Source organism: Aminobacter sp. P4_D5, assembly GCF_056401815.1.
Genome location: NZ_JBFUIP010000077.1, coordinates 1 through 26,703, shown reverse-complemented (window position 1 = coordinate 26,703; position 26,703 = coordinate 1). Strand labels below are relative to the sequence as shown.

At 62.3% G+C, this 26,703-nt stretch carries 23 protein-coding genes and 1 pseudogene; 13 read left to right on the top strand and 11 right to left on the bottom strand.

The genetic code is table 11. The annotated features are described in order from the left end of the window. The 5 genes and pseudogenes from AC1DWF_RS17600 to AC1DWF_RS17580 all read right to left on the bottom strand — a co-directional run. Nucleotides 1–126 (bottom strand): annotated as a pseudogene (locus AC1DWF_RS17600) (zinc-binding dehydrogenase); the annotation flags it as partial. 93 nt (nucleotides 127–219) lie between these two features. After that, nucleotides 220–1,491 (bottom strand): beta-ketoacyl-ACP synthase, encoded by a 1,272-nt coding sequence (locus tag AC1DWF_RS17595; RefSeq protein ID WP_476785042.1) that lies wholly within the window; start codon nucleotides 1,489–1,491, stop codon nucleotides 220–222. A gap of 18 nt (nucleotides 1,492–1,509) precedes the next feature. Further along, entirely contained in the window at nucleotides 1,510–2,697 is a 1,188-nt protein-coding gene (locus tag AC1DWF_RS17590) for a beta-ketoacyl-ACP synthase (protein ID WP_476785041.1), read from the bottom strand. A 17-nt stretch (nucleotides 2,698–2,714) separates the two neighbouring features. Continuing rightward, nucleotides 2,715–3,023: an acyl carrier protein gene (locus AC1DWF_RS17585; RefSeq protein WP_476785040.1), complete on the bottom strand. Its 309-nt coding sequence runs from the start codon at nucleotides 3,021–3,023 to the stop codon at nucleotides 2,715–2,717. 135 nt (nucleotides 3,024–3,158) lie between these two features. Beyond that, nucleotides 3,159–3,704 carry a histidine phosphatase family protein gene (locus tag AC1DWF_RS17580; RefSeq protein ID WP_476787729.1) on the bottom strand — a complete coding sequence of 182 codons (546 nt, stop codon included), beginning with the start codon at nucleotides 3,702–3,704 and terminating at the stop codon, nucleotides 3,159–3,161. A 161-nt stretch (nucleotides 3,705–3,865) separates the two neighbouring features. Here AC1DWF_RS17580 and AC1DWF_RS17575 point away from each other — a divergent pair, with 161 nt between their 5' ends. The 4 genes from AC1DWF_RS17575 (at nucleotide 3,866) to AC1DWF_RS17560 (ending at nucleotide 8,358) form a co-directional block, all read left to right on the top strand. After that, entirely contained in the window at nucleotides 3,866–4,816 is a 951-nt protein-coding gene (locus tag AC1DWF_RS17575; protein WP_476784743.1) for an AEC family transporter, read from the top strand. Between the two features lie 164 nt (nucleotides 4,817–4,980). After that, on the top strand, nucleotides 4,981–6,438 hold the full coding sequence (locus tag AC1DWF_RS17570) for an NAD-dependent succinate-semialdehyde dehydrogenase (RefSeq protein WP_476787728.1): 1,458 nt from the start codon (nucleotides 4,981–4,983) through the stop codon (nucleotides 6,436–6,438). A gap of 266 nt (nucleotides 6,439–6,704) precedes the next feature. After that, complete coding sequence (locus AC1DWF_RS17565) at nucleotides 6,705–7,145, top strand: FixH family protein (RefSeq protein WP_476784745.1); 441 nt, start codon at nucleotides 6,705–6,707, stop codon at nucleotides 7,143–7,145. A 4-nt stretch (nucleotides 7,146–7,149) separates the two neighbouring features. Next, nucleotides 7,150–8,358, top strand: a complete 1,209-nt coding sequence (locus AC1DWF_RS17560; RefSeq protein ID WP_476787727.1) for a cytochrome-c peroxidase — start codon at nucleotides 7,150–7,152, stop codon at nucleotides 8,356–8,358. 19 nt (nucleotides 8,359–8,377) lie between these two features. On the opposite strand, the gene AC1DWF_RS17555 is transcribed toward AC1DWF_RS17560, so the two are convergent. Beyond that, nucleotides 8,378–8,830, bottom strand: a complete 453-nt coding sequence (locus AC1DWF_RS17555) for an Lrp/AsnC ligand binding domain-containing protein (RefSeq protein WP_476784747.1) — start codon at nucleotides 8,828–8,830, stop codon at nucleotides 8,378–8,380. 169 nt (nucleotides 8,831–8,999) lie between these two features. On the opposite strand from AC1DWF_RS17555, the gene putA reads away from it, so the two are divergent. Next, nucleotides 9,000–12,605 carry a bifunctional proline dehydrogenase/L-glutamate gamma-semialdehyde dehydrogenase PutA gene (gene putA / locus AC1DWF_RS17550; RefSeq protein ID WP_476804234.1) on the top strand — a complete coding sequence of 1,202 codons (3,606 nt, stop codon included), beginning with the start codon at nucleotides 9,000–9,002 and terminating at the stop codon, nucleotides 12,603–12,605. A 33-nt stretch (nucleotides 12,606–12,638) separates the two neighbouring features. On the opposite strand, the gene AC1DWF_RS17545 is transcribed toward putA, so the two are convergent. From AC1DWF_RS17545 to xth, 3 genes are all read right to left on the bottom strand, one after another. After that, nucleotides 12,639–12,998, bottom strand: coding sequence for a bleomycin resistance protein (locus tag AC1DWF_RS17545; protein WP_476841879.1), 360 nt, complete (start codon nucleotides 12,996–12,998; stop codon nucleotides 12,639–12,641). A 3-nt stretch (nucleotides 12,999–13,001) separates the two neighbouring features. After that, nucleotides 13,002–13,316, bottom strand: a complete 315-nt coding sequence (hmuQ, locus tag AC1DWF_RS17540) for a heme-degrading protein HmuQ (protein WP_476785604.1) — start codon at nucleotides 13,314–13,316, stop codon at nucleotides 13,002–13,004. Nucleotides 13,317–13,416: 100 nt separating this feature from the next. Then, nucleotides 13,417–14,208: an exodeoxyribonuclease III gene (gene xth, locus AC1DWF_RS17535; RefSeq protein WP_476785609.1), complete on the bottom strand. Its 792-nt coding sequence runs from the start codon at nucleotides 14,206–14,208 to the stop codon at nucleotides 13,417–13,419. Nucleotides 14,209–14,346: 138 nt separating this feature from the next. On the opposite strand from xth, the gene AC1DWF_RS17530 reads away from it, so the two are divergent. Continuing rightward, nucleotides 14,347–15,831: a nucleobase:cation symporter-2 family protein gene (locus AC1DWF_RS17530; protein WP_476787724.1), complete on the top strand. Its 1,485-nt coding sequence runs from the start codon at nucleotides 14,347–14,349 to the stop codon at nucleotides 15,829–15,831. A 52-nt stretch (nucleotides 15,832–15,883) separates the two neighbouring features. On the opposite strand, the gene AC1DWF_RS17525 is transcribed toward AC1DWF_RS17530, so the two are convergent. Together AC1DWF_RS17525 and erpA are read right to left on the bottom strand one after the other, a co-directional pair. Further along, nucleotides 15,884–16,267, bottom strand: coding sequence for a VOC family protein (locus AC1DWF_RS17525; protein ID WP_476841878.1), 384 nt, complete (start codon nucleotides 16,265–16,267; stop codon nucleotides 15,884–15,886). A gap of 2 nt (nucleotides 16,268–16,269) precedes the next feature. Further along, nucleotides 16,270–16,617, bottom strand: a complete 348-nt coding sequence (gene erpA / locus AC1DWF_RS17520) for an iron-sulfur cluster insertion protein ErpA (protein WP_476785607.1) — start codon at nucleotides 16,615–16,617, stop codon at nucleotides 16,270–16,272. A 71-nt stretch (nucleotides 16,618–16,688) separates the two neighbouring features. On the opposite strand from erpA, the gene AC1DWF_RS17515 reads away from it, so the two are divergent. The 7 genes from AC1DWF_RS17515 to AC1DWF_RS17485 all read left to right on the top strand — a co-directional run bounded on the left by AC1DWF_RS17515 (nucleotide 16,689) and on the right by AC1DWF_RS17485 (nucleotide 26,663). Beyond that, nucleotides 16,689–17,909 carry a deoxyguanosinetriphosphate triphosphohydrolase gene (locus tag AC1DWF_RS17515; protein ID WP_476785608.1) on the top strand — a complete coding sequence of 407 codons (1,221 nt, stop codon included), beginning with the start codon at nucleotides 16,689–16,691 and terminating at the stop codon, nucleotides 17,907–17,909. 84 nt (nucleotides 17,910–17,993) lie between these two features. Then, a complete protein-coding gene (gene argS / locus AC1DWF_RS17510; RefSeq protein WP_476787723.1) occupies nucleotides 17,994–19,751 on the top strand; it encodes an arginine--tRNA ligase in 1,758 nt (585 codons plus the stop codon). Between the two features lie 106 nt (nucleotides 19,752–19,857). Beyond that, nucleotides 19,858–23,376 (top strand): SPOR domain-containing protein, encoded by a 3,519-nt coding sequence (locus AC1DWF_RS17505; RefSeq protein WP_476787722.1) that lies wholly within the window; start codon nucleotides 19,858–19,860, stop codon nucleotides 23,374–23,376. A 358-nt stretch (nucleotides 23,377–23,734) separates the two neighbouring features. Next, the gene (locus AC1DWF_RS17500) at nucleotides 23,735–24,535 is read left to right on the top strand and encodes a segregation and condensation protein A (RefSeq protein WP_476787734.1); all 801 of its coding nucleotides are present in this window, start codon (nucleotides 23,735–23,737) and stop codon (nucleotides 24,533–24,535) included. Further along, nucleotides 24,532–25,266, top strand: coding sequence for an SMC-Scp complex subunit ScpB (gene scpB / locus AC1DWF_RS17495; protein ID WP_476787721.1), 735 nt, complete (start codon nucleotides 24,532–24,534; stop codon nucleotides 25,264–25,266). The genes AC1DWF_RS17500 and scpB overlap by 4 nt, the downstream gene beginning before the upstream one ends. Nucleotides 25,267–25,305: 39 nt before the next feature. Continuing rightward, nucleotides 25,306–26,409 (top strand): ABC transporter ATP-binding protein, encoded by a 1,104-nt coding sequence (locus AC1DWF_RS17490; RefSeq protein ID WP_476783921.1) that lies wholly within the window; start codon nucleotides 25,306–25,308, stop codon nucleotides 26,407–26,409. Between the two features lie 35 nt (nucleotides 26,410–26,444). Beyond that, the gene (locus tag AC1DWF_RS17485; RefSeq protein WP_476783920.1) at nucleotides 26,445–26,663 is read left to right on the top strand and encodes a twin-arginine translocase TatA/TatE family subunit; all 219 of its coding nucleotides are present in this window, start codon (nucleotides 26,445–26,447) and stop codon (nucleotides 26,661–26,663) included. The last annotated feature ends 40 nt before the right edge of the window (nucleotides 26,664–26,703 follow it).

The window sequence follows — 26,703 nt, the reverse complement described above, 5'->3', positions numbered from 1 at the left end:
GACGTCGATATGGTTGAGCGCCACAGCCTTGATGCGGAGCGTGACTTCGCCAAGGCCTGGAGGCGGTGGTGGGGCGATATCCACCTGCTCGAGCCGGCGGTCCTCGACGAGCTGCAATGCGCGCATGATCTCGCTAAATCCTTGTCGCTACAGCGCCGCGCGTCCCTTTCGACGCGCAAAAAGGACGCTGCAGCACCTAATCGATGTTGAGACGGTCGCTTAGACCGGTTCCCGCGCCATGACAAGGCAGGTGTTCTGGCCGCCGAAGCCGAAGGAGTTGGAAAGCACCGTGCGAACCTCGGCCTTGCGCTTCACATTAGGCACCACGTCGAGCTCGATCGAGGGATCGGGATTGTCGTAGTTGATGGTCGGCGGAATGACGCCTTCGCGCATGGTCATCAGCGAGAAGGCGGCCTCGATGGCGCCCGCAGCCGAGAGCGTGTGGCCGATCATCGACTTGTTKGACGACACCGGGATCTTGCGGATGCGTTCGCCAAACACGGTTGATAGCGACAGATGTTCCATCTTGTCGTTCTCAGGCGTCGAGGTGCCATGGGCGTTGACGTAATCGATCTCGTCTTCGGCGAGGCCTGCGTCGGCAAGCGCTGCCTTGACCGCGGCGATAGCCGGTGAGCCGTCAGGCTTGGAGCGGGTGCGGTGGAAGTCGTCGGCCTTTTCGCCGCAGCCCCTGAGGATGCCGAGCACTTCGGCACCGCGCGCTAGCGCGCTTTCCAGCGATTCGAGCACCAATGCCGCTGAACCTTCGGCGAGCACGAAGCCGTCACGGTCCTTGGAGAAGGGCTTGGAGGCCTTTTCCGGCACTTCGTTGTTGGTCGACAGCGCCGACAGCAGCGAGAAGCGGATCAGCGCCTCGGCGGTTGCGGAGCCGTCGGCGCCAACGGAGAGCGCGCGGTCGCATTCGCCACGGCGAATGGCCTCGACGCCGAGCTGGATCGCAGTGGCGCCCGATGCGCACGCGGTCGAGGTGGTGATCGGCAGGCCGCGCGTGCCGAAACGGTCGGCGAGGCGGTCGGCGATCGAGCCGAACTGCGAAGTGTCGAACATGTCGAGCGAATTCTGGCTGCGCGCCACCTTGAGCAAGCGATCGGAGGCCGAGCCTTCGTCGTCGCCGGCATAAAGGGCGAAGCGGTCGCGCCAGTCGAGCTCGACCGGCGGGGAGGCGAGAAACAGCGGGCCGTCGAAATCGTCGGAGGCAAATCCGGCTTCCTCGACAGCTTCGAGCGCTGCCGTCTCGGCCAATTCATAGGTCAGCGCGCTGGCGCCCTTGGTGCTCGACGGCAGGAAGTCGACCATGCCCGAGATGCGGGTGTTGAGCAGATCGATGGGGAAGCGGGTGATCGGATGAATGCCCGACTTGCCCGCCGTCAGCGCTGCCCAATTGTCGGCCTTGCCGACGCCGAGCGAGGTGACGACACCGATGCCGGTAACGGCAACGACGGGTCTGCCGAGATGATCCTTCAGATTGGCCATGTTTTGTCCTGACACCCTTCAGCGCGGCGCGGAAACGAGCGCCATGCCTTCGAATTGGTGATAGCCGACCGCCGTTGCCAGAACATTTTCCGGCTTGCCGGCGAAATTCTTTTCGCCTTGCTCGAAGGCCGGGTAGCCGGCGCCACGGTCGACAGCAAGCGCTGCAAGCGCCACGGCGAATGGAAACTGCGCTTCCTTCATATGCCCTGTCAGCGACGAAAGGGCGCGGGCCGCGATCGCCGGATTGGCGTCGAAGGCGGCCTTTTCAGCTGCGGTTGCGGCATGGGCGCCCGAGGCACCCGAGACCGCCAGCAACTCGCCATCGGGCAAATCGGTCTTGGCCAGCAATTCGGCGATGCCCGCTTCGAGCCCGCCATTGCGGCGCATGGCGCGGCTGGAAAGCACCGGGCCGAGCGTGGCATAGATCTTCTGGCCACGGGCTTCGGCATGCTCGCGCGATTCGAGCACGAGGAACGCGCCGCCGGAGCCTGTTACGACACCGCCGCCTTCCGAGCCCTGGCGTTGCCAGACGGGCTTCCACGGTCCGCGATGCAGATAGCCGGCCAGTTCGTAGCCAAGCAGCATGTCGGAATGTTCGGTCTGGAAAGCACCGCCGACCAGCACATGCGTCGACTGGCCGGAGCGGATGCGAGCGGCTGCGGTCTCGATGGCCGAAACTCCCGCGCCTTCCTCGCCCATGAAGGTGCGCGAAGAGCCGGTGACCTTGTGGACGATCGAGATGTTGCCGGCCAGCAGGTTGGAAAGCTGCGCCAGGAAGAGCGTTGGCCTGAGTTCAGTGGTCAGCTTTTCGTTGAGCAGCACATCGCGGTCGGTGCGGTTTTCAGATGCCGCCAGCACGCCGGCGTCGACCGCTTCGTCGCGCTCGCCGCCGCCTGCCGCCACGACCATGTCCATGGTCGCGCTGAGCTCGTCATTGCCTTTGATGCCGGCGTCGTCGAGCGCCATGCCCGCCGTATAGGTGCCCAGCCGCTGCCACGTTTCCATCTGCCGCTGGTCGCCACGCTTGGCGATCTGCAGGCCCCAGTCGATCTGGGGCAGGGGGTGGATGGCATAGGGCGTGAAGCGCTCGGCATCGATCACCGGGGTCGTGCCCGGTGCGGTCAGCTTGTCCCAATGGGCAGCGCCGCCTTCTCCCAGGGAGGAGACGAGGCCTATGCCTGTGATGACGACGTCGCGATTGGCCATGGGTGGTTTCAGCGTGCTCAGGCGTTCTTCGCCGCGACGAGCGCGTCGATCTTGGCGCAGAGGTTCTTCATGACGAAGTACTCGTCGGTCGAAGCCTTGCCGTCGTTGACTTCCTGGGTCCACTTCTCGAGCGGCACCTTGATGCCGAATTCCTTGTCGATGGCAAACACGATGTCGAGGAAGTCGAGGCTATCGATGCCCAGGTCGTCGATGGTGTGGCTCTCGGGCGTGATCGTATCGATGTCGATCTCGCTGGTCTCGGCAATGATCTTGGCGACTTTCTCGAAGGTCGTGGACACGGTTTTTCCTTTGATGAGGGCGGTCATGAATCCAGGACAGATTCTACGCACATAGTTTTGAGGGGCTGTCTAATCGGTTTTTCCAGTCAGGAAAAGGCCAAATCCTGCGCCTTYGCGGCGAGGGCAGGCACCGTACCTTGGGGAAAGCAGGTGAAGTGCGCCCTAGAAGACGATACGGCCGAGCACATGCAGCCTTTCTCCTTGCAGGCCAACGATCAGCGCTTCGCCTTCGCGCGCCGATGCGCCGGTCAGAGCCTGGATGTTTTCGAGGTGGGTCACGAGCACGATGTTATCGGAGCCGGAATAGTTGCGGATGATGTCCATGACGGCCGCGACATCGGCTTCGCTGGTGGCCTCGGTCGGCTTGTCGAGGGCGGCCATCGGCTCGACCTTCTGGTCGTCGAAGGCGAGGCGTGCGGTTTCCAGTGTCCGGCAGTAGCGGCTTGCCAGAATGCGCTCGACGGGCGCCGCGCGCGCGGCGAACAGCGCGCCGATCTTTCGCGCCTGCTGGCGGCCGCGATCAGACAGATTGAGCTGGGTCGCGCATTTTTCGATGTCGAAGTTGGCCGGCTCGACCGCGCCGGTGGTCATTGCATTGCGCAGCAGTACGACATGGCCGCCATTGCGCAGCAGTGCCCACCCGGCTTCGGTGGCATGTGCGGGCAGCGCACCGAACAACAGCATGATAGCAATGGCAAATCTGAGCATGAATGGTCCCGAACAGGCGATGCGGATATAGGGATGCCAAAGTCGATTGAAAGGCAAGGCGACGGTAAATGATGTTCGCCGACGGTCGTATCCTGGCTTGATCGCGGTTGCCCATGGGGCAATGCTCCGCCAAGCCGATTCTCCATTTTGCCAGAGCGCTGATGTCACCACTCGTTGAAACTGTGCTCTTCGTCTTCGGTCTTGTGGCTTTGGGGTATCTGTCAGGCGTCACCGGCTATATGCGCACCCAGACTGGCGACGCACTTTCCGAATTCGCCATCGGCGTGGCGCTGCCGCTGCTTTTGTTCCGCACCATGATCGGCGCCGATTTCCACGGATCGGCGCCTTGGGCGCTGTGGGCCACCTATTTCGCTGCCGTAATCGTGGCCTGGACTGCCGGCCACCTGGTGATGACGCGTTTGTTCAAGCGCGACGGACAGGTGGGGGTTGTCGGTGGTGTGTCCTCGGCCTTTTCCAATCTCGTGCTGCTTGGCATTCCCTTCATGCTCGGCGTCTTTGGGCAGGAGGGGTTTGAGATCCTGTCCCTGATCATCTCGGTGCACCTGCCGACCATGATGATGGCCTCGATCATTTTGTTTCAGCTGTTCGGTCCGCGCCGCAGCGAGCCGGTGCATCCGCTTGAGATAATTCGTGATTTCTTGCGCAAGATACTGACCAACCCGTTGATCATCGGCATCCTGGCAGGGCTCGCCTGGCGTGCAACTGATTTGCCGCTGCCGGCGCTTGCGAACCGCTTCGTTGATGCGCTCGCCAACATCGCCGGCCCGGTGGCCTTGTTTGCGATGGGGCTTGGGCTCAGAAAATTCGGCATATCCGGCAACGTCAGGCCGGCATTGGCGTTGTCGGTCCTTAAATTGTTCCTGATGCCGGCGGTGGCATTGCTGTTTGCCTGGCTTTTCGGCCTGCCGCCGCTGCCGGCCAAGGTCGCGGTGGCTGCAGCGAGTCTGCCTTCGGGCGTCAATTCTTATCTGATCGCCATCCAGTTCGGCACCGGCCAGGCTCTGGCCTCCAACCAGATGACGATTGCCACAGCCTGTGCCGTGGTGACAACCGCGTTCTGGCTGATGGTTGCGACCATGGTATTTGGTTGACGCTGGACCAACGTATCTGTGCCATAATTCGATTGATCGCTGACCCGGCGGCACGTTACTAATTTTGCCGAGCGCACCGGACGTTGGACGTTCTGCCGGACGGTATTTCGACAAAGTTCACGATCAGCCCGCGTCCCGCTGACGCCATAACAGGAGGCGAAGCCATGCTTCAGAAAACCAGCCATTTCATGCGGCAGGCCAATCTCATCAACGGCGAATGGGTGCAGGCCGATTCCGGCAAGACCATCGATGTGAACAATCCGGCGACAGGGCTCAAGATCGGCACGGTGCCTCGTTCCGGTGCGGCTGAGACGCGCCGCGCCATCGAGGCGGCGAACGAGGCCTTCAAGACCTATCGCAAGACCTCGGCCCTCGAACGCTCGAAACTGCTGCGCAAGCTGCACGATGCCATCATGGACAATCAGGACGCGCTGGCCGAGCTTTTGACCATCGAGCAGGGCAAGTCGCTGACCGAGTCCAAGGGCGAGATCGGCTCGTCGGCAGCCTACGTGCTGTGGTTCGCCGAAGAAGCCCGCCGCACCTATGGCGACGTCGTGCCGTCGCCCTGGGCCGACCGCCGCATCCTCGTCACCAAGGAGCCCGTCGGCGTCATCGCAGCGATCACGCCGTGGAATTTCCCGTCCTCGATGCTGTCGCGCAAGCTAGGACCTGCACTCGCCGCCGGCTGCACCGCCGTCGTCAAGCCGGCCTCGCAGACGCCGTATTCGGGCCTCGCCTGGGGAGCGCTGTGCGAGGAAGTCGGCTTCCCCAAGGGCGTGGTCAACGTCTTGACCGGCTCGGCCGGCGAGATCGGCGACGAGATTTGCGCCAATCCGCTGGTCAAGAAGATCACCTTCACCGGTTCGACCGAGGTCGGAAAGCTGCTGATTGAGAAATCGGCATCGACGGTCAAGAAGGTGTCGATGGAACTCGGCGGCAACGCGCCCTTCATCGTTTTTGACGACGCGGATCTCGACCGCGCGGTCGAAGGCTCGATCACCGCAAAGTACCGGAATTCTGGCCAGACTTGCGTCTGCACCAACCGCTTCTTCGTGCAGGCCGGCATTTACGACAAGTTCGTCGAGAAGTTCGCGGCTGCCTCGAACAAGCTCAAGGTCGGTTCCGGCCTCGATGAAGGTGTCCAGCAAGGGCCGCTGATTGACGAAAAGGCTGTCGAAAAGGTCGAGGAGTTCATCTCCGATGCCACCGCCAAGGGTGGCAAGGTCGTTGCCGGCGGTAAGCGCCACGCGCTCGGCGGCTCGTTCTTCCAGCCGACGGTGATCGCCAACGCCACGCCGGAAATGAAATTCATGAAGGAAGAGATATTCGGGCCCGTTGCACCGGTCTTCCGCTTCGAGACCGAGGAGGAGGCCATCGCGCTCGCCAACAATACCGAGTTCGGCCTCGCATCCTACTTCTACACCGGCAATCTCGGTCGTGCCTTCCGGGTCATGGAGGGGCTGAAATACGGCATGGTCGGCGTCAACGAAGGACTGATCACCACGCCTGAAGCGCCGTTCGGCGGCGTCAAGGAATCCGGCCTCGGCCGCGAAGGCGGGCACCAGGGCATCGAGGACTATCTCGACACCAAATATGTCTGCATCGGCGGGCTAGGGCTCTAAGCCCGAATTGATCTTGGCCAAATGACTACGCGCGGCGTCTTTGACGTCGCGCGTTTTCTTTGCAAGGTCCTTCACAAGACGAGTCCGAAAAGCCAAGCAAGCCGCTGTTTCAATAGCATTTTGAATTTTGAACACTGCGCCGCCGCGCTGCCGCTTCCAGAATGGCTTTCCACAGCTGGCTGCGCCATGTTGCCCGTCAATGATTCAGGCTGGCCGGGAAGGCGGCGCTGGCCGCATTCGTTGTCAGCAGGATCGAGGAGGGCGAATTGACATCGATATGGCGTTTGATCGTTGGGGGAATCGGCCTCGTCTCGCTCGCGGTGGGCGTCTTGGCTGCCGTCTATCTGACAGCACCTGCGGCGCCGGGACCAGACCTTACGCGCTCGAAGACTTCCGCCAAGGGCCTGTTCTCGGTGGCGATCGCACCCGAGGTGGGCGAGATCAAGCAAGGCGAACTGCATTCGTGGCTGGTGACCCTCAAGACGCGGAAGGGCATTCCGGTCGAGGACGCCAAGATCATCATCGGCGGCGGCATGCCCGAACACGCTCACGGCTTGCCAACCAGCCCCGAGGCGACAGCGTATCTAGGTGATGGCCGCTACCGCATCGAAGGCGTGAAATTCTCGATGAGTGGCTGGTGGCAGTTGAAGTTCGGCATTTCGTCTCCGGTTGGGTCTGACCAGGCCACCTTCAATCTGGTGCTGTGAGGTCATGAAACGCAGCCTGATCATATGCGCTGCAATCGCCATGTCGGTTGCTGCCGTGGTGGCAGGCTGTAGCCGGCAAGAATTTACCGAGGCGGAAAAGCGCACCATCGCCTCGATGTCGCTTTCAACACTCGCGCCACTGCCGCCCGATCCGACCAATCGATTTGCCGACGACCCAGGTGCTGCGGCGCTCGGGGCCACCTTGTTCTTCGATACCGGCATGAGCCGGGACGGCAATGTTGCCTGCGGCACCTGCCACAAGATCGACCGGCAGTTCCAGGACGACCTTCCGCGCGGCGTGGGCGTGGCTGAGACCAACCGGCGCACCATGCCGCTTGCAGGCGTGGCGCGCGATCCATTCTTCTTCTGGGACGGGCGGCGCGACAGCCTGTGGGCGCAGGCGCTGACGCCGCTTGAAAACCCGCTCGAACATGCCGGCAATCGCGCTGCTTACGTGCACTATCTCAAGCGCCGTTTCGGCGAGCGTTATGAGCGCATTTTCAGGCCGCTGCCCGCTCTGTCAGCTGTGCCGCCGAACGCCGGACCGTTCGGAACGCCATCCGAGCAAGCCGCCTGGAAAGCAATGACCGAGCAGCAACGCCAAGATGTCGACCTCGTCTTTTCCGACATCGGCAAGGCGATTGCCGCCTTCGAGCGTTCGATCACCCATGGCCAGACGCGTTTCGACCGTTTCGCGGATATCATCGCCAAAGGCAGCACGCCGGCGGGTGACAATGCCCTGTCGGACGAGGAACAGGCGGGCCTCAGGCTTTTCATCGGCCGGGCCAATTGTTCGACCTGCCACACCGGGCCGCGTTTCACCGACAATCATTTCCACAATACGGGCATTCCGCCGGTTGCCGGGCTTCCTGCGGATCGCGGACGAATTGCCGTTGTGAACGAGGTGCTTGGCGACCCGTTCAACTGTTTCGGCAAGTTCCGCGACGGCGGTGACGAGGCCTGCGGCGAGCTCAAATTCATGCAGAAAAGCGCGCCGGAACTGATCCGCGCTTACAAGACACCGTCGCTGCGTGGGGTAGCCGATCGCGCGCCCTATATGCATGCGGGGCAGTTCGCGACGCTGGATCAGGTCCTCGACCACTACACCAAGGCGCCGGCAAGCGTCGAAGGCACCTCCGAAATCCACCCCGTGGCTTTGTCGGATCGCGAACGCGCGGAGCTGATCGCGTTCCTGAAGACGCTTTCTGACTAGATAGGTTGAATAGATAGGCTCAGCGGTCCTTGACCGTCTCCATGGCCACGAATGTCGACGTCTGGGCGACATGGGGCAGGGCGGAGATACGCTCGCCGAGCACGCGCCTATAGGCGGCGATGTCCTTCGTTCGCACCTTGAGCAGATAGTCGAAACTCGCCGCCATCATGTGGCACTGCTCGATTTCGCGCACGGCGTGGACCGCGCGGTTGAAATCGTCGAGGGCGGCTGAGCGCGTGTCGGAGAGCTTGACCTGGACAAAGGCGACATGGCCTTCGCCCATGCGCTCGCTGTCGATGATGGCCTGGTAGCCCCTGATGTAGCCATCCTTTTCCAGTCGTTTGACGCGCGCCTGCACCGGGGTCTTGGAAAGTCCGACTTTTGTGGCAAGCTCGGCCATCGACAGGCGTCCGTCGCGTGAAAGGGCGAACATGATGTTGCGGTCGATGCGGTCCAGTTGGTCTTCTGGCATGAAAATGGCAGCTCAATTGGCGATTTAGGAGCGTCAATCGTAGACGATTAGGACTGGAAAGTCGAATTCTTTGGACCGACCAGATTTGAGGCGATGTGCTAGTTTTGGACAAAGGCTCGGCAGCGAGTTTCCCGCCGGGCGCAGCCTCAATTTGCTCGACAGGAACGCCATGCCAGCGCTTGACCCGATCCGCCAGGAAATCCGCGCCAACTACCTCCCGGATGAAGCTGAAGCCTTGAAGAGGCTGTCGGCGACAGCCGCTCTTTCCGTCGAAGATCGCAAGGCTATTTCCGCCCGCGCCGCCGATCTGGTGCGCGCCGTGCGCGGCTCGACCGACCCACGTCTGATGGAGGTCTTCCTCTCGGCCTACGGTCTTTCGACCAAGGAAGGTGTTGCGCTGATGTGCCTGGCCGAGGCGCTGCTGCGCGTACCCGACACAGAGACGATGGACGACCTGATCCGCGACAAGATCGCTCCGCACGACTGGTCGTCGCATTCGGGCGGTTCGAGCTCGATCTTCGTCAATGCCTCGACCTGGGCGCTGATGCTGACCGGACGCGTGCTTGACGAGGGCGAGGGCTCGATCGAGCGCACACTACGCTCGATGGTTCGTCGCTTGGGCGAGCCGGTCATCCGCAAGGCGGTCGCTGCAGCGATGCGCGAAATGGGCGAGCAGTTCGTGCTTGGCCGCACGATCACTGAAGCCGTCAAGCGCGGCCGCTCGATGATCCAGAAAGGCTATCTCTATTCCTTCGACATGCTGGGCGAGGCCGCCCGCACCGAAACTGATGCGCTGCGCTACCACCGCGCCTACGCCGAGGCGATTTCGTCGCTCGACAACGGCACCAACGGTCCCGACATCCGCTACAACCATGGCATTTCGGTCAAGCTTTCGGCGCTGCATCCGCGCTACGAAGTCTCGCACAAGGACGAGATGCTGCCGGTGATGGCGGAGCGTCTGCTGTCGCTGTGCCTGGCCGCCAAGCATGCCCGCATGGGCCTCAACATCGATGCCGAAGAGGCGGATCGCCTCGATTTGTCGCTCGACGTGATTGAGCGCGTACTGGCCGACCCGCAGCTCGCTGGCTGGAACGGTTTTGGTGTGGTTGTCCAGGCTTACGGCCCGCGCACCGCATTCGTGATCGATTGGCTCTATGCGGTCGCCAACAAGCTCGACCGCAACATCATGGTGCGCCTGGTCAAGGGTGCCTATTGGGACACCGAGATCAAGCGCGCCCAGACGCTCGGCCTGCCGGGCTATCCTGTGTTCACACGCAAGGCCAACACTGACGTCTCCTACATGGCTTGCGCCCGCAAGCTTTTGTCGATGACCGACCGCATCTACCCGCAATTCGCTACCCACAATGCCCACACTGTCGCGGCCATCCTGTCGATGGCCAAGGACCGCACCTCGTTCGAGTTCCAGCGGCTGCACGGCATGGGCGAAGCGCTGCATGAGACGGTTCGCAAGGCCGAAGGCACGCGCTGCCGCATCTATGCACCAGTCGGCGCGCATTCCGATCTGCTCGCTTATCTGGTTCGCCGCCTTCTCGAAAACGGGGCCAATTCGTCCTTCGTGCACCAGTTGACCGACGAGGATGTTGCACCGGAAGCCATTGCCCGCGACCCGCTCGAGACGGTGGAGACGCAGGGGCCGGCCTCCAATCCGTCGATTCCGGCACCTGCCGCGATCTTCGGCCTCGGCCGCAAGAACGCAAAGGGCTGGGATATCACCGACCCGGTGACGCTTGCCGCACTCGACAAGGCCAGGGCTGAATTCAAGGGCCCGGACCGGTGGACGGCAAAGCCGATCACCCGCGCCGCCGGCTATGGCGCGTCGCGTCAGGTGATCAACCCGGCAAAGCCGCAGGACGTTGTCGGCACCGCAACCGAAGCAGCCGCAAAGCAGGTGCCGACAGCCGTGCGCTTCGCCATCGAGGCGCAGCCGGCCTGGGCAGCCAAGCCCGTCGCCGAACGTGCCGCCATCCTGCGCCGCACAGCCGATCTCTATGAAGTAAACGCCCCTGAGTTCTTTGCCCTTGCCACCCGTGAAGCGGGAAAATCGCTGGCCGATGGCGTAGCCGAAGTGCGTGAAGCAGTCGATTTCCTGCGCTATTACGCAGCCGAGGCTGAAAAGGCGGAAGCAGGTACTGCGGCACGCGGCGCAATCGTGTGCATTTCGCCATGGAATTTCCCGCTGGCCATCTTCACCGGCCAGATCGCAGCCGCTCTCGTCACCGGCAATTCGGTGATCGCCAAGCCGGCCGAACAGACGCCGCTGATCGCGGCGCGTGCGGTGGCGTTGATGCGCGAAGCTGGCGTCCCGGAAGACGTGATCCAGCTTCTGCCCGGCGACGGTCCGACGGTCGGTGCGCCGCTGACTGCTGATCCGCGCATATCAGGCGTCTGCTTCACCGGCTCGACGGAAGTCGCCAAGCTGATCGAAAAACAACTTGCCGAGACGGCCGCGCCCGACGCGATGCTGATCGCCGAAACCGGCGGCCTCAATGCGATGATCGTCGATTCCACCGCGCTGCCGGAGCAGGCGATTCGCGACGTGCTGGCCTCCTCGTTCCAGAGTGCCGGCCAGCGCTGCTCGGCGCTGCGAGTGCTCTACGTCCAGACCGACGTCGAAAAGAAGATGGTCGAGATGCTGAAGGGTGCGATGGAAGCGCTCAGCATCGGCGATCCGTGGCAGCTGTCGACCGATGTCGGCCCCGTCATCGACGAAGAGGCGCAGAACTCGATCCGCGACTATTGCGCAAAGATGGAGGCCAAGGGCAAGCTGATCGCCAAGCTCGATGCGCCCAGCGATGGCCGCTTCGTTGCCCCGCACGTTTTCCGCGTCAAAGGCATCGAGGAGATGGAGCGCGAAATCTTTGGCCCGGTTCTGCATGTCGCGACCTTCGAGGCTGACCAGCTCGACGAGGTTATCGCTGCGATCAACCGCAAGGGCTACGGCCTGACCTTCGGCCTGCACACCCGCATCGAAGGCCGTGTCCAGCACATCATGGACGGCATCCACGCCGGCAACATCTATGTCAATCGCAACCAGATCGGTGCTGTTGTCGGTTCGCAGCCATTCGGTGGCGAGGGGTTGTCGGGCACCGGACCCAAGGCTGGCGGACCGCACTATCTGCGCCGCTTCCGCAAGGCACCCGAAGCAGGCACTGTGCTGCCGGAAGGCCACAAGGTCACTGCGACCGAACTGGTCGACAATCTTGTCGATGCCGGCGAGTGGGCGACACGACCGGACCGTATCGCCATCCTGCGCAAGCATCTGCGAGGCAAGGGCGCCGAGGCGATTGCGGCTGCGGCAAGCATCGATTTCGGCCAGATCGACCTGCCCGGACCGACGGGTGAGGCGAACACGCTGTCGCTCAATCCGCGCGGTCACGTGCTTTGCCTCGGGCCGGATGCAGAGACGCTTCTTGCCCAGGCGATCCAGGCGCTTGCCGCCGGCAATGCCGTTCTCGCAGTTGCGCCTGGCGCTCCGGCTGCGGTCCACGCGCTGCTCGGCAAGGGCCTGCCGATCTCTGCCATCGATGGTCGCCCCGATCCGGTCGAGGCGCGTTCGCTTGCCGTCGATGTCGTGGCTTATTCGGGAACCGAAGAGAGCATGCGCATCGTCCGCAAGGTGGTTGCCGAGCGCAAGGGCCCGATCGTGCCGCTGATCAGCGAGGTGATCTACCCCGCCGCCTATGCCCATGAACGGGCCGTCTGCGTGGACACCACTGCCGCCGGTGGCAACGCCAGCCTGCTGGCATCCGCGTAAGAATAAATTGGGGCAGGCCAAGGCCTGCCCCATTTAAATTTCTTCCGGCGCGCAGCCGAAGCGTAGCAAGTTTCCATGCGGATCGTGAACGTAGAATTCCTTCATGTTCCACKGCCGAACGGTGAACGGACTCAATTTCTCGACGCCACGAGCTGAATACTCTGCGTGCAGCGCCGATACCTCGCCGCCCCTGATATAACAGGACGACACCTCAGGCAGCTTGCGGTCGTCCGATTTCCAGAAGTGGATTTCGATCTCGCCCCGCCGCACGATCAGGTAGTCGTCCATTGCCGGGCCGATAACCTCGAAGCCAAGCTTGTCGCGATAGAAATCGCGACTTTCGGTGATGTCGGGCGAGGGCAGCACTGGGATACTGCGGGCGAAATCGATCATTGGTCAGGCGCCTTCGACGACCGAAAAGCCTTCGAATTGCGGATGGCCGACATAAGAGGCCTTGGAAGAGCCGGCATTCTTGTGCGCGGCGCGGAAGTTTTCCGACCTGGTCCAGGCACTGAAATCGTCATAGCTCTCCCAGGTCGTGTGGGAGGCGTAGAGCGTATAGCCTTCGACCTCGTTGACCGGACCGCGCAGCAGATGGAACTCGCGAAAACCCTTCATCTCATGGAGGGTCGAATCGCGGTTCTTCCAGATGTCTTCGAATGCGGTTTCTGTGCCGTTCTGGACCTTGAAGCGGTTCATTGCGATGTACATGGCATCTTCTCGCAGGATGTGTTTTCGTCAAACCTGAACGGTCTAGCCGCGTCAGAATGCGATTGATCCGCCAAAACCTTGAGATTTCGGCGAAACTTCGTCAGGCCGCTTCGAGATTGAGGTCGATGGCCACGGGGACGTGGTCGGACGGCTTTTCCCAGCCACGCACATGCTTTTCGATCGAGGCCGAGGCGAATCGGTTCGCGGCTTCGGGCGACAGCAGCAGATGGTCGATGCGTATGCCGTTGTTCTTCTGCCAGGCGCCAGCCTGGTAATCCCAGAACGTGTAGACGTCGGGCTGGTCGGTGACCGAGCGCACTGCTTCGGTGAAGCCCAGATTCACCAGCCGCCGGAACGCCTGGCGCGTCTCGGGCTGGTACAGCGCATCGCCGAGCCATACTTCGATGTTGCGAGCGTCGATTGCCTCGGGGATGACGTTATAGTCGCCAGCAAGCACGAGTGCTTCTTCCAGCGCGAGCCGTTCCGCCGCCCAGCGCTCGAGCCGCGCCATCCATGACAGCTTGTAGGGGAATTTTTCGGTGCCGACGGGATTGCCGTTGGGCAAATAGAGCGAAACGACGCGCAGCGCGCCTTTGTCGGTCGAAAAGACACCTTCGATGAAGCGGGCCTGTTCGTCGGAATCATCGCCTGGCAGACCGCGATTGACCTCGTCGAAGCGCAGCTTGGAAAGTATAGCGACGCCGTTGAAACCCTTTTGGCCATGTGTTTCGACGTTGTAGCCAAGCGCTTCGATCTCAAGGCGCGGGAATTGATCGTCGACTGTCTTTATTTCTTGCAGGCAAACGATGTCGGGCGCGCTCTCCTTGAGCCAATGCACCAGGTTTTCGATGCGGGCTCTGACGCCGTTGATGTTCCAGGTCACGATCTTCATGAATTTCACGCGATTATTTCAAATAAATATTGATAGCCTGCGCGGCCGTTCCAGACGATCCTGCACCATCCCTTGGGAGAAGGGAACCGGTCCTCTTCGGCATTCTTTGGACCGGCTGGCAAAAGGGGAACAAATGCCATGTCCAAAAGTCCACATCCTGTGGACGAGGTGCTACCAGCGCCTCGTCTCACCGCGCTTGGAATCCAGCATGTTCTGGTCATGTACGCTGGCGCAATCGCAGTGCCGCTCATCATCGGCCGCGCGCTCAAGCTTGATCCGGAGCAGGTCGCTTTCCTGATTTCCGCCGATCTTTTCGTCTGCGGCGTGGTCACCATCATCCAGTCCTTCGGCGCGACCCAATGGTTCGGCATCAAGCTGCCGGTCATGATGGGCGTCACTTTCGCTGCCGTCGGTCCGATGGTTGCCATGGCCAACGCCAACCAGGGGCCTGACGGTGCCCGCATGATCTTCGGCGCCATCATCGGCGCCGGTATCGTGGCGTTTCTGATCGCACCGCTGGTCAGCCGCATGTTGCGGTTCTTCCCGCCTGTCGTGACCGGCACCATCATCGTGGTCATCGGCGCATCGTTGATGCGCATCGGCATCAACTGGATCTTCGGCAACCCTTTCGGCCCGACCGCGCCCAAGCTTGTTTCGCCCGAACATGCCGAGTGGCTGAAGACGGTGACCGACATGGCCGCCGCCACTGGTTCCACCATTCCGCCGATCCCGGCAAAGCTGGCGCTCACAGCGACCGCCCCGAACGCCGCTTACGCGCCGCTCGTAAATGTCGGCATTTCGGCAGTTGTTCTGGTCTCCATCCTGGCGATTGCCAGGTTCGGCAAGGGGTTCATGGCCAACATCGCCGTGCTGCTCGGCATCGTCATCGGTGGCGTGCTGACGGCGTCGCTCGGCATGATGCATTTCGACAAGGTGGCTTCGGCCGGCTGGTTCGAACTCATCACCCCGCTGCGCTTTGGCATGCCGATCTTCGATCCGATCCTGATCATCACCATGGTGCTGGTAATGATCGTCGTCATGATCGAATCGACCGGCATGTTCCTGGCACTTGGTGACATGACGGGCAGGAAGGTGACGCAGCCGATGCTTTCGGCGGGCCTGCGCACCGACGGCCTGGGCACCATCATAGGCGGCCTGTTCAACACCTTCCCCTATACAAGCTTCTCGCAGAATGTCGGTCTTGTCGGGGTCACCGGCGTCAAGAGCCGCTTCGTTTGCGTGGCAGGCGGTGTAATCCTGATCATTCTCGGGTTGGTGCCAAAGATGGGCGCGCTGGTCGAGGCGCTGCCGACTGTGGTGCTGGGTGGTGCTGGGCTTGTGATGTTCGGCATGGTGGCGGCGACGGGTATCCGCATCCTGTCCAATGTCGACTTCAAGACCAACCGCAACAACCTGTTTGTCGTTGCGGTCTCCATCGGTTTCGGCATGATTCCGCTGGTCGCGCCCGACTTCAAGATGTGGATGCCGCACGACATCCATCCGCTGATCGAATCAGGCATTCTGCTGGCGTCGGTTTCGGCCGTGGTGCTGAACGCCTTCTTCAACGGCACCAAGGAAAATGAAGCCGAAATCCGCGAAGCGGCGATGGCATCTGAAGCCTGATCTTCCAGCTGCATGGAATGGACGAAGGCCGCCTCCGGGCCGCCTTTTTCGTTCAGCTCGGCTTGCGCTCGACAAGCCCGATCGTATTGCCGGCGGGGTCTTTCAGGAAGGCCATCCATTCGGATTCGCCGKCCGGGCCGAACTCGCCGCTTGAATCGCGATGGACCAGCGTCGGTGCGGTGGTGAAGGCGATGCCTCTATCGGAAGCCATTTCGTGGAAGCTGTCGAGGTCAACTATGTCTAGATAGACAGTCGCCTGCGGTATGCCGCCGGTGAAGAACAGCCTGGTTCCACCTGCGATGATGAAGGCGATGCCGGGCGGGTCGTAGCGGGCGTGGACAGGTAGGCCGAGCACGTCGAGCCAGAAGGCAAGCGTGGCGTCGATGTCACGGCCAGCCGAGAGCGCAACCTGACGGAGCGCCCCCACCCGGCGCATGGCTAGACGGAAAAGCTGGTGCCGCAGCCGCAGCCAGCGACTGCGTTGGGGTTCTTGATCTGGAACGACTGTCCCATAAGGTCGTCGACGAAATCGACAACCGAGCCGCCCATGTAGATCAACGACATCTCGTCGACGAGCAGCGTCGCACCGTCGCGTTCGATGGCGACGTCGTCGTCGTTGCGTCCATCGACCAGATCGAATTTGTAGGAAAAGCCGGAACAGCCTCCGCCTTCGACAGAGATTCGCAGCGCGATCTTGCCGGGATCGCCAGCGACAATCTTGGCAATCCGCTTGGCTGCGGCTTCGGTCATGTCGACTTTCATGGCAGTCTTGGCATCAGCGCCCATCGGCGTCACCTTGCTTTCGGTTTCTTATGATAGGTATGAAGCCACCTGTAGCAAGTCAACAGGTGGGGAGTATGGCAGGCGAACGGCAACTTGGCGATATCGGTTTCGGCTATCGGCCACGCGCGGCCTATGCCTGCGATCCTGCGCGCTCGCGTGGGCGCCTGTTCGACGAGGTCGAAAGCCCGACGCGCACGCCGTTCCAGCGCGACCGCGACCGCATCATCCATTCGACCGCCTTTCGCCGCCTCAAGCACAAGACGCAGGTGTTTGTCGCTCATGAGGGCGACCATTTTCGCACACGCCTGACCCATACGATCGAAGTTGCCCAGATCGCCCGCGCTTTGGCGCGCGCGTTGCGCTGCGACGAGGATCTGGCCGAGGCTATCGCACTCGTCCATGATTTTGGCCACACACCATTCGGCCATACCGGCGAAGACGCGCTGAACGAAAAGATGGCGGCCTGGGGCGGTTTCGACCACAACGCCCAATCGCTGCGCATTGTGACCCGGCTCGAACGCCGCTACGCGGAGTTCGACGGGCTCAACCTGACCTGGGAGACCCTGGAAGGACTGGTCAAGCACAATGGCCCGCTGACCGACTCAGCCGGCAAAGGCCTGAATGGCCCGGTACCGCAGGCGATCCGCGACTATTCGGAACTGCATGATCTTGAACTCAACCAGTTCGCCAGCCTGGAAGCGCAGTGCGCGGCGATCGCCGACGACATCGCCTACAACACCCATGACATAGACGACGGCCTACGGGCAGGGCTGCTTACGCTCGACATGCTCGACGGGGTCTCTCTGCCGGCGTCGATTCTGCGCGGGGTGCGCGAGCGCTATCCGGCGCTCGATCCGGTGCGTACCGGTCACGAGTTGATGCGCCGGCAGATCACCCTCTTTGTCGAGGACGTCATTTCGACCGCCACCGCAAAGATCGGGCGCGCCGCACCGCAAAGTGCCGACGAGGTCAGGGCGGCCGGCGAGGTCATGGTGACCTTTTCGGAATCCATGGCTGTGTCGGAGAAGGAGCTCAAAGCCTTTCTCTACCGCAACATGTACCGGCATTCCGAAGTGATGCGGGTGCGCGCCGACGCCGACAAGATCGTGCGTGACCTGTTCGACGTCTATTTCGCCGATCCGCGCGCCATGCCGGAGGGCTGGCGCGAAGGGCTCGATCGGGCCGAAGACCGCATCAAGGCGCGCGCCGTCGCCGACTTCCTGGCCGGAATGACCGACACCTACGCGATCAAGGAACACCGCCGCTTGTTTGACCATACGCCCGATTTGGGCTAGGTCGGACCAAAATCAGCATTTACGTGCAATGTCACTTTGAAGGTGGCTCTGCAGCTCAGTCATCGCCTTACGAAAGCCCCGACAATGAACATATTCGCCGATTTCAACGAGCGGATCACCAAAGCCGTCGAAGCGCTTGAATTGACCCCTAGAGATGGCGGTGCGCTTGATCTTGCGCGCATTGCCGTCGAGCCGCCGCGCGATGCCACCCATGGCGATCTGGCAACTAACGCGGCCATGGTGCTGGCCAAGCCCACCGGGCAGAACCCACGCGCGCTTGCCGAGCGTCTGGTCGCCGAACTCGCCAAGGATGTCGACGTGGCGAAGGCCGAGGTGGCGGGGCCCGGTTTCGTCAACCTCAAGCTCCATGACGGTTTCTGGCAGAAGCACCTTGCCGATCTTTTGTCGCGCGGCGCCGATTACGGCCGCTCTGCCTCCGGTAACTCCAAGCGCATCAATGTCGAATACGTCTCGGCCAATCCGACCGGGCCGATGCATGTCGGCCATTGCCGTGGCGCTGTGGTGGGTGACGCGCTTGCCAACATCCTGGGCTTCGCTGGCTACGACGTGACCAAGGAATATTACATCAACGACGCCGGCGTGCAGATCGACGTGCTCGGCCGCTCGGTGATGGTGCGCTATCGGGAGGCGCTCGGCGAGCAGATCGGCGAGATTCCGGCCGGCCTCTATCCGGGCGACTATCTCGTGCCGGTCGGCCAGGCGCTGGCCAAGGAATTCGGCCGCGATCTGCTGCAGAAGCCGGAAGACGAGGCGCTGGCCCTCATCAAGGACCGCACCATCGATGCCATGATGGTGATGATCCGCGAGGACCTGGCGCTGCTCAACGTGCGCCATGAAGTGTTCTTCTCCGAGCGCACGCTGCATGAGGACAATGCCAAGGCGATCCGCTCGGCGATCAGCGACCTGACCCTGAAGGGCCATGTCTACAAGGGCAAGCTGCCGCCGCCCAAGGGCGAGAAGCCGGAAGACTGGGAAGACCGCGAGCAGACTTTGTTCCGCTCGACCGAGGTCGGCGACGACATGGACCGCGCCCTGGTCAAGTCGGACGGCGCCTTCACCTATTTCGCCGCTGATGTTGCCTATCTCAAGGACAAGGTCGACCGCGGCTTCGAGGAGTTGGTGTTCGTGCTGGGCGCCGACCATGGCGGCTACGTCAAGCGCATGGAAGCGCTCGCACGCGCCGTCACCGACGGTGCTGTGAAGCTCGACGTGCTTTTGTGCCAGCTGGTCAAACTTTACCGCGACGGCGAACCTGTGCGCATGTCCAAGCGGGCAGGGGAGTTCATCACCCTGCGCGAAGTAGTCGACGAAGTCGGTCGCGATGCGATCCGCTTCATGATGCTCTACCGCAAGAGCGACGCACCGCTCGACTTCGATTTCGCGAAGGTGACCGAGCAGTCGAAGGACAATCCGGTGTTTTACGTGCAGTACGCTTCGGCGCGCTGCCACTCGGTGTTCAGGCAGGCCAAGGAGCAGCTTGGCGAAGCTGAAATTGCGCGTCCGGGCCTGATCGGGGCTGTCGAGCGGCTGACCGACGAAGGCGAGATCGCACTCATCAAGAAGCTCGCCGAATATCCGCGCCTGATCGAATCTGCTGCCCAGTCGATGGAGCCGCACAGGCTGGCTTTCTACCTCTATGATCTGGCCAGCAGCTTCCACGGTCACTGGAATCGTGGCACCGACAACCCAGACTTACGGTTTGTTAAGGTTAACGACCGAGAATTGACCTATGCCAGACTCGGGCTGGTGCAGGCTGTTTCGGACGTTTTGACGTCAGGCCTGGCGTTGATCGGAGCGGATGCCCCGACCGAAATGCGCTAGGTTTTCCGGGACTTCATGTCACCTTTTGCCCACATTGCGCTGGTAAGGGCCAACCTTACGCGACGTTCATTGCGTCCGAAAAAAGTGCGAGAGTTCGGGAAAACGAATGGCAGATAGAACCCAGCTGAAGATCGCAGATAAGAACGATTTCGCCGACGAAGATCCCTTCGCCGAATTGACGAGGATCATGGGCTTCGATCCGCGCCAGCCTGTGGTGCGCCAGGATGTTGGCGCGCCCGCTGGCCGTGTGGAGCCGGAGATGGACGACGATTTCGGCATCGATCTGGAAAAGGAATTGCTCGGCGAACTGGCCGGCGATGAGCAGGTCGCGGCCTATGTTCAGGCTGAAGAGCCGACGGTCAATGCGGCCGTGGAAGCGCCTGTCGCCTATGCTCAGTCCGAGCCCGCATATGCGCGTGCCCATGAGCCAGAATTCGGCGCCACGTCTTTCGATGACGCGGTTGCGGCCAGCTTCGAGCAGGATTTTTCCCTTGAAGACGAGTTGCTGCGTCCCGAAGAGCCGGCCTATGCCGCGGAGCCGGCTTATGCCGTAGAGCCCGGCTACGCTGTGGAGCCTACCTATGCGCAGGCTCCTGAGCCGGAATTCGCCACAGAGGCTTCTTTCGATGACGCTGTTGCGGCGAGCTTCGAACAGGACTTTTCCGTTGAAGACGAGTTGCTGCGCCCCGAAGAGCCGGCCTATGCCGCGGAGCCCGGCTACGCTGTGGAGCCTACCTATGCGCAGGCTCCTGAGTCGGAATTCGCCACCGAGGCTTCTTTCGATGACGCTGTCGCGGCGAGCTTCGAGCAGGATTTTTCCCTTGAAGACGAGCTGCTGCGCCCTGAAGAGCCAGCCTATGAAGCGGAACCGGCTTTTGCCGTAGAGCCCAGCTATGCCGTGGAGCCTGCCTACACCGCCGCGCCTGAAGCTGACTTCGCGCCCGAAGCTGCGTTCGACGAGGCGGTTGCCGCGTCTTTTGAGCCGGACTTTTCGCTCGAAGACGAATTGCTGCCGGTCGAAGAGACCGTCGGGCATGTGGCTGCTCCGGTTGCTTATGAAGCTCCGGCCGAAGCCAGTCTCGATGCCGAATTCGATGCCGCTCTTGCCGATGTCGACATGGATTTCGCAGCCAATGACGATGCGGATTCCACGGCCGAGGCCGTTGCCGACAATCAGTTGACGCTGGGCGAATATCAGCAGACTGAGCCGGAAATCGCGTATTCCCGAGCGAACCTGGTGGAAGTACCCCAGGCGATTGCAGCACCGGTGGCGCAGGCTGAGGACTATGACGAATTCGAGCGCCGCTTGCAGGACGCGCTGAGCGACGAAGAGCCGGCTTATGAGCCTGTTGCCTTTGAAGAACCAGCTTACGAGCCCGAGGTAACGCAGGTGGCAGCTCCGGTTGCCGCTGCCGAAGATACCAGCCTCGAGGACGAGCTGAACGCGCTGCTCGGCACCATGAGCAACCAGGCCAAGGCACTGTCCGAGCCGTTGCCACTGCGCGCCACTGAGCCGGTTGCGGTCGAGCCCGAGCCAATCTTCGCAAGCTCGCTGTGGGCACCCGAGCAGCCTGCCGAGGCTGCACCGCAAGAACAAGAATATGAAGACGCCGACTATGCGCCGTCCTACGACGCGCAGCTGGTCGAAGACCATGCGGTCGCCGAAGAGGCGGCTCCGGTACTGGCCGATACCGGCTATTCCGAGCCGAGCTACGACGATCAGACCGACATCGACGTCAGCTTTGACGACGACGCCTTCGACATGGCCCTGGAGCGCAGTGCCGCGACAGAGGTCGCCGAAGTCGTCGCGCCTGCGGCAGCCGTAGCTGCTGTGGCAGTGCCGCTGCGCCCGCTCGCCGCCTCGCGCTATGAGCAGGCCCGCAGCTGGGGCCTGGGCACGCCGGTCGCGCCGCGCGCATCGACGCCGGCCGTTGCAACGCAGCCGAGCTATCAGCCGGAAGCGAGCTACGAGCCTGCGGCATATGTGGCGCCTGCGGCAACCTATGTGCCGTATGCTGAGCCAGAGGCCTATGTGTCGCACGCCGAGCCTGAGGCGTATGCGCAGCAGGCCGAGCCTGTTGTCGAAGAGACCGACGATCTGGAAGCAGAGCTTTTCGCCGCCGTTTCGTCCTTCGACGACGCTCCCGATATCGAGACTGTCGATGTGCCGGAAAAGGCCGTTGCTCTTGCCGACGATCTCGACATTCCCGAGCTCTCCTTCGAAGACGATGCTCCGCCGGCCCCGGCCTATGACGATCTTGACGGCGAATTCTCAAACCTGATGAACGAGATGAATTCGACCGACACGGGCAATCAGCCTGCTTCGTCGAGCTATGCGACCAATCCATACGCCACGGGCTTCGATCGCAAGACGCTGCGTGATGGCGATGTCGCGCAGCAGAGCGAGTTCCCCGCGGCAGCGGGTGCGGTCGCCGGTGCGGCTGCCATGTATGCCGGGCGCCAGTCCTCGACGCAGCAGGCCGGTGAACGCCCGACAGGATTCGATCTCGGCGGCATGCAGCAGGGCAACGCACCGCTTAAGCAGGCTCCGGCTGACGATTTCGACTACGATCCCGATTTCGACGAGGCGATCGAAGCGCTGCCGGGCTCGCCCGCCGCATCCAGCCCTGCGCGTCGCGGCATGATGATCGCTGCCGTCGTTGGGGCCGTCGCCATTGTCGGCGGCATCGGCGCATGGGCGCTGTCGTTCGGCGGCAGTGAGGGGGCTGGCGCGCCAGTCATCGTCAAGGCCGACGAGAGCCCGATCAAGGTCAAGCCGGAAAACCCTGGTGGCACGACCGTGCCGAACCAGGACAGCAAGGTCTATGACCGCGTTGCAGGTGGTACCGCTACCGGCTCCCCGGCTCAGCAAAAACTTGTCACGAACACCGAAGAGCCGATCGACGTGACGGCACAGGACGACGAGGCCAGCATTTCCGACACGCTGCCGCTCAACGCAGACGAGACGGACGCAGCACCGACCGCGAAGTCCGAGGATCGGGTTGCGCAGACGGCTCAGTCCGATCAGCCGGACACCAGCACCGAGACGTCGGCTGTTGCGCCGCGCAAGGTCCGCACCATGGTGGTGAGGCCCGATGGCACGCTCGTGCCGCGCGAAGAACCAGCTCCCGCCGCTGTTGCAGCCTCCGAACCTGCCGATCCGGCACCCCAGCGCGTTGCCTCGACAGGCGAAGCCACCGGCACTGTGCCGGCCCAGCCTGCGCTGGCGCCTGTCGCCAAGCCCGCCCAGTCGGCAAACACGCCGGCCAAGGCTCCAGTCGCGCCCCAGCGCCCTTCGCAGCAGCCCGTCAATGTCGTCGGCGAGGTCAAGCCCGACCAGGTTGCCGCAATCGCGCCTTCGGCTCCGACAGCCGCTGCTTCCGGTGCCTGGGCGATGCAGATCGCTTCGCAGCCGAGCGAGGAAGCGGCGAAGTCGACCTATCAGGACCTTGTCCGAAAGTACGGCAGCGTGCTCAACGGTCGCGAAGCCAGCATCGTCAAGGCCGACATCGCCGGCAAGGGCACCTTCTGGCGCGTCCGCGTGCCGGCAGCGACCCGCAACGAGGCGATCAGCCTGTGCGAGAGCTACAAGACAGCTGGCGGCAACTGCTTCGTCTCGAAGTAAACCTCGCCACATACGAGTTCAGAAAACGGCGCAGCCTGGCTGCGCCGTTTTCGTTTGTGATCCGGCCGAGTCGCAACGATTCTATCGCGGCCCAAAAGGCGCTAAGCTTGCCTCATGCGCGAATCACGCACATCGCCGAAGGCGCTTTCTGGGGATTACCGGCCAAAGGCTGCGGCAATCCTTGCGGCGGGTGCGGATATTGTCCTTCACTACGATAGCGCCGGGAAGCCGCTTGAACGCGCCGAAAAGGCGCTGTGGGCGGAATTCGGACATTATTTCGAGGCAGTTGCATAGTCTCACGGAGAAGGCACGGATTTTGGCGGAAGCATTGGAAAGCAAGGCGCAAAAGCCCGCACCGATGGACCGTCTGTGGGCGGAGAACGCCGACGACCGCACGACGGACGACCCCTCGCTGGTTGTCGACGTCGCGGGCTTTGAAGGCCCGCTTGATCTTCTTTTGCATCTGGCGCGCAGCCAGCGTGTCGACCTCTCCCGCATTTCAATCGTTGCCCTTGTCGAGCAATATCTGATCTTCGTATCGCAGGCCCGTGCTCTCCGGCTCGAGCTTGCCGCCGATTATCTGGTGATGGCGGCGTGGCTCGCCTTCCTCAAGTCGAAGCTTCTGATCCCCAAGCTGCCCGGCGACGAAGGCGAGAGCGGCGAGGAACTGGCTGCTGTCCTGCAGTTCCGGCTGAAGCGGCTTGAAGCGATGCGCGATGCCGCTTCGCGGCTGGTCAACCGCAACCGGCTCGGCCGCGACGTGTTCCAGCGCGGCGCGCCGGAAATGGTCATCATCGACAAGCGCAACGAGTACTCGGCGTCGCTTTACGACCTCTTGAGTGCCTATGCCGGCCAGCGCCAGCGCCAGGCGATCACCAATGTGCAGATCGCCAGGCGTAGTGTCTGGTCGCTGAAGCAGGCGCGCGACATCCTCATGCGCATGGTCGGCGAACTGAAGGATTGGACCGCGCTCGATCATTTCCTCATCCAATACATGACCGGCCCGGAAGAACGGGCGACGGCGATCGCCAGTTCCTTTGCCGCCAGCCTCGAGATGGTCCGCGATGGAAGCGTCGAAATCCGCCAGCACGAGCCGTTTGCGCCGATCTACCTGCGTGAACGCCAGCCCGCCGCCGCGCAGACCGAAGGTGCGTCATGACCGAAGGATCAAACGTCGTTCCATTCTCCCTCGACGATGAGGATGGCGAGACCATCAAGCAGAATCCAGCAGCACGCCTGCATCTGGCTGAAGCGGTGCGCATGGCCGAAGCAATCGTTTTTGCCAGCGCTGACCCTGTGAGCGAACGGCAACTCGTGTCGCGGCTGCCGGAAGGCGTCGACGTTCCAGCCGCCATGGCCGAATTGCAGCGCATCTACGAGCGCCGGGGCGTCAACCTTGTGCGGGTCGCGGACGCCTGGGCCTTCCGTACCGCCGGCGATCTTGCCTTCCTGATGAGCCGCGACACCATCCAGCAGAAGAAGCTGTCGCGTGCAGCGCTCGAAGTGCTGTCGGTGATCGCTTACCATCAGCCTGTGACCCGCGCCGAGATAGAAGACATCCGAGGCGTCGAGACCTCCAAGGGCACGCTCGACACGCTGATGGAGACCGAATGGGTGCGCATGCGCGGACGTCGCAAGACGCCGGGCCGGCCGGTGACCTATGGCACCACCGAAAAGTTCCTCGACCATTTCGGGCTGGAGGAGATCCGCGACCTGCCTGGCATGGAGGAACTCAAGGGCGCCGGGCTGCTGTCGACCCGCATGCCGCCCGGCTTCTCCGTGCCGCTGCCGCCATCCGACCCGGACTTGCTCTCCGAAGACGAGGATCCGCTAACGGACATAGATCTCGAAGAGCTTGGCCTGTTGACACCTCGCGTCACAGATGATTGACCGGCGCCGGTGTGGAACCGGCCCCAGGAGGTCCATCCTGTGACGACCAATCAAGCCCAGACGACATCCCGCGTGACAGCGGGCGTAACCTTTGCCGCGCGTCTGGCCTTTGAAAATATCCGCCACTCCTTCGCCAATGGCGCAGAGACGCTGCGCGATGTCACGCTGGCGGCGGAGCCGGGCGAAGTGCTGTGCCTGCTCGGCCCSTCCGGCTCCGGCAAGACGACGCTGCTGAGGATCGCCGCCGGCATCGAGGCGCAAAAATCGGGCAGGGTGCTGTTGAACGGCAAGGAAATCGCGGGGCCGTCAGTATTCTTGCCGCCGGAACAACGCTCCATCGGCCTGGTTTTCCAGGATTTCGCGCTGTTTCCGCATCTCACCATCCTGGACAATGTGCGTTTCGGCCTGACCGCCCTGTCGCGCGAAGAGGGCAAACGCGAAGCACTGATCGCGCTCGCTCGCGTCGACCTTGAACATTATGCCGACAACTACCCGCACGCATTGTCCGGTGGCGAGCAGCAGCGAGTCGCGCTCGCGCGTGCGCTGGCACCACGCCCGGCGGTGCTGTTGATGGACGAGCCGTTCTCCGGCCTTGATTCGCGTCTCAAGGATTCGGTGCGGGCCGAGACACTGGCTATTCTGCGCGAAAGCCGCGCAACCGCAATTGTCGTCACGCATGATGCCGAAGAGGCGATGCGCATGGGCGACCGGATCGCCCTGCTCAAGGATGGCAAACTCGTGCAGACGGGCAGGGCGGATGATCTTTACCTGCGCCCGGCAAACCTGTTTGTTGCCGGCTTCTTCTCCGAGCTCAACGTCTTTTCGGCCAAGGTCGTCGATGGTTATGCCGATACGCCGGTCGGCGAGGTCGAAACCGAGATCGCCGATGGCACGCAAGTCTCGGTCGCGGTGCGACTCACCGGCATCGATGTCAGCGAAACCACTGGCGAAACTCAGGCTCGCATCATCTCCAGGCGCTATCTAGGTGTCGTTGAATTGCTTGAACTTGCGGTGCCTGGGGCCGAGACGCCGGTGAGGGCGCGCATACGCTGCGGCGCTTTGTCCGCAAAAGCACGTGATATATGGCTGTCGCTTCGAAAAGCGGATGTTCTAGTGTTTGAATCCGGAAGCGAAAGAGCCTAGATCAATCGCAGGGAAACTGTTCAAGAGAGAGTTCAATGGGTTCGTTTTCAATCTGGCACTGGCTGATCGTTCTGGTCGTCGTGCTGCTGCTGTTCGGTCGCGGCAAGATCCCCGAACTGATGGGCGATATGGCCAAGGGCATCAAGAGCTTCAAGAAGGGTATGTCGGAAGACGAAGCCGACGACTCCAAGACGGTCGAGCATCGCAACGACGAGGCCGTGAATTCGACCAAGGAAAAGGCCAGCAAGAGCTGAGACCTCATTCTTGATACGGCGCCGCGCGTCCATCTGGACG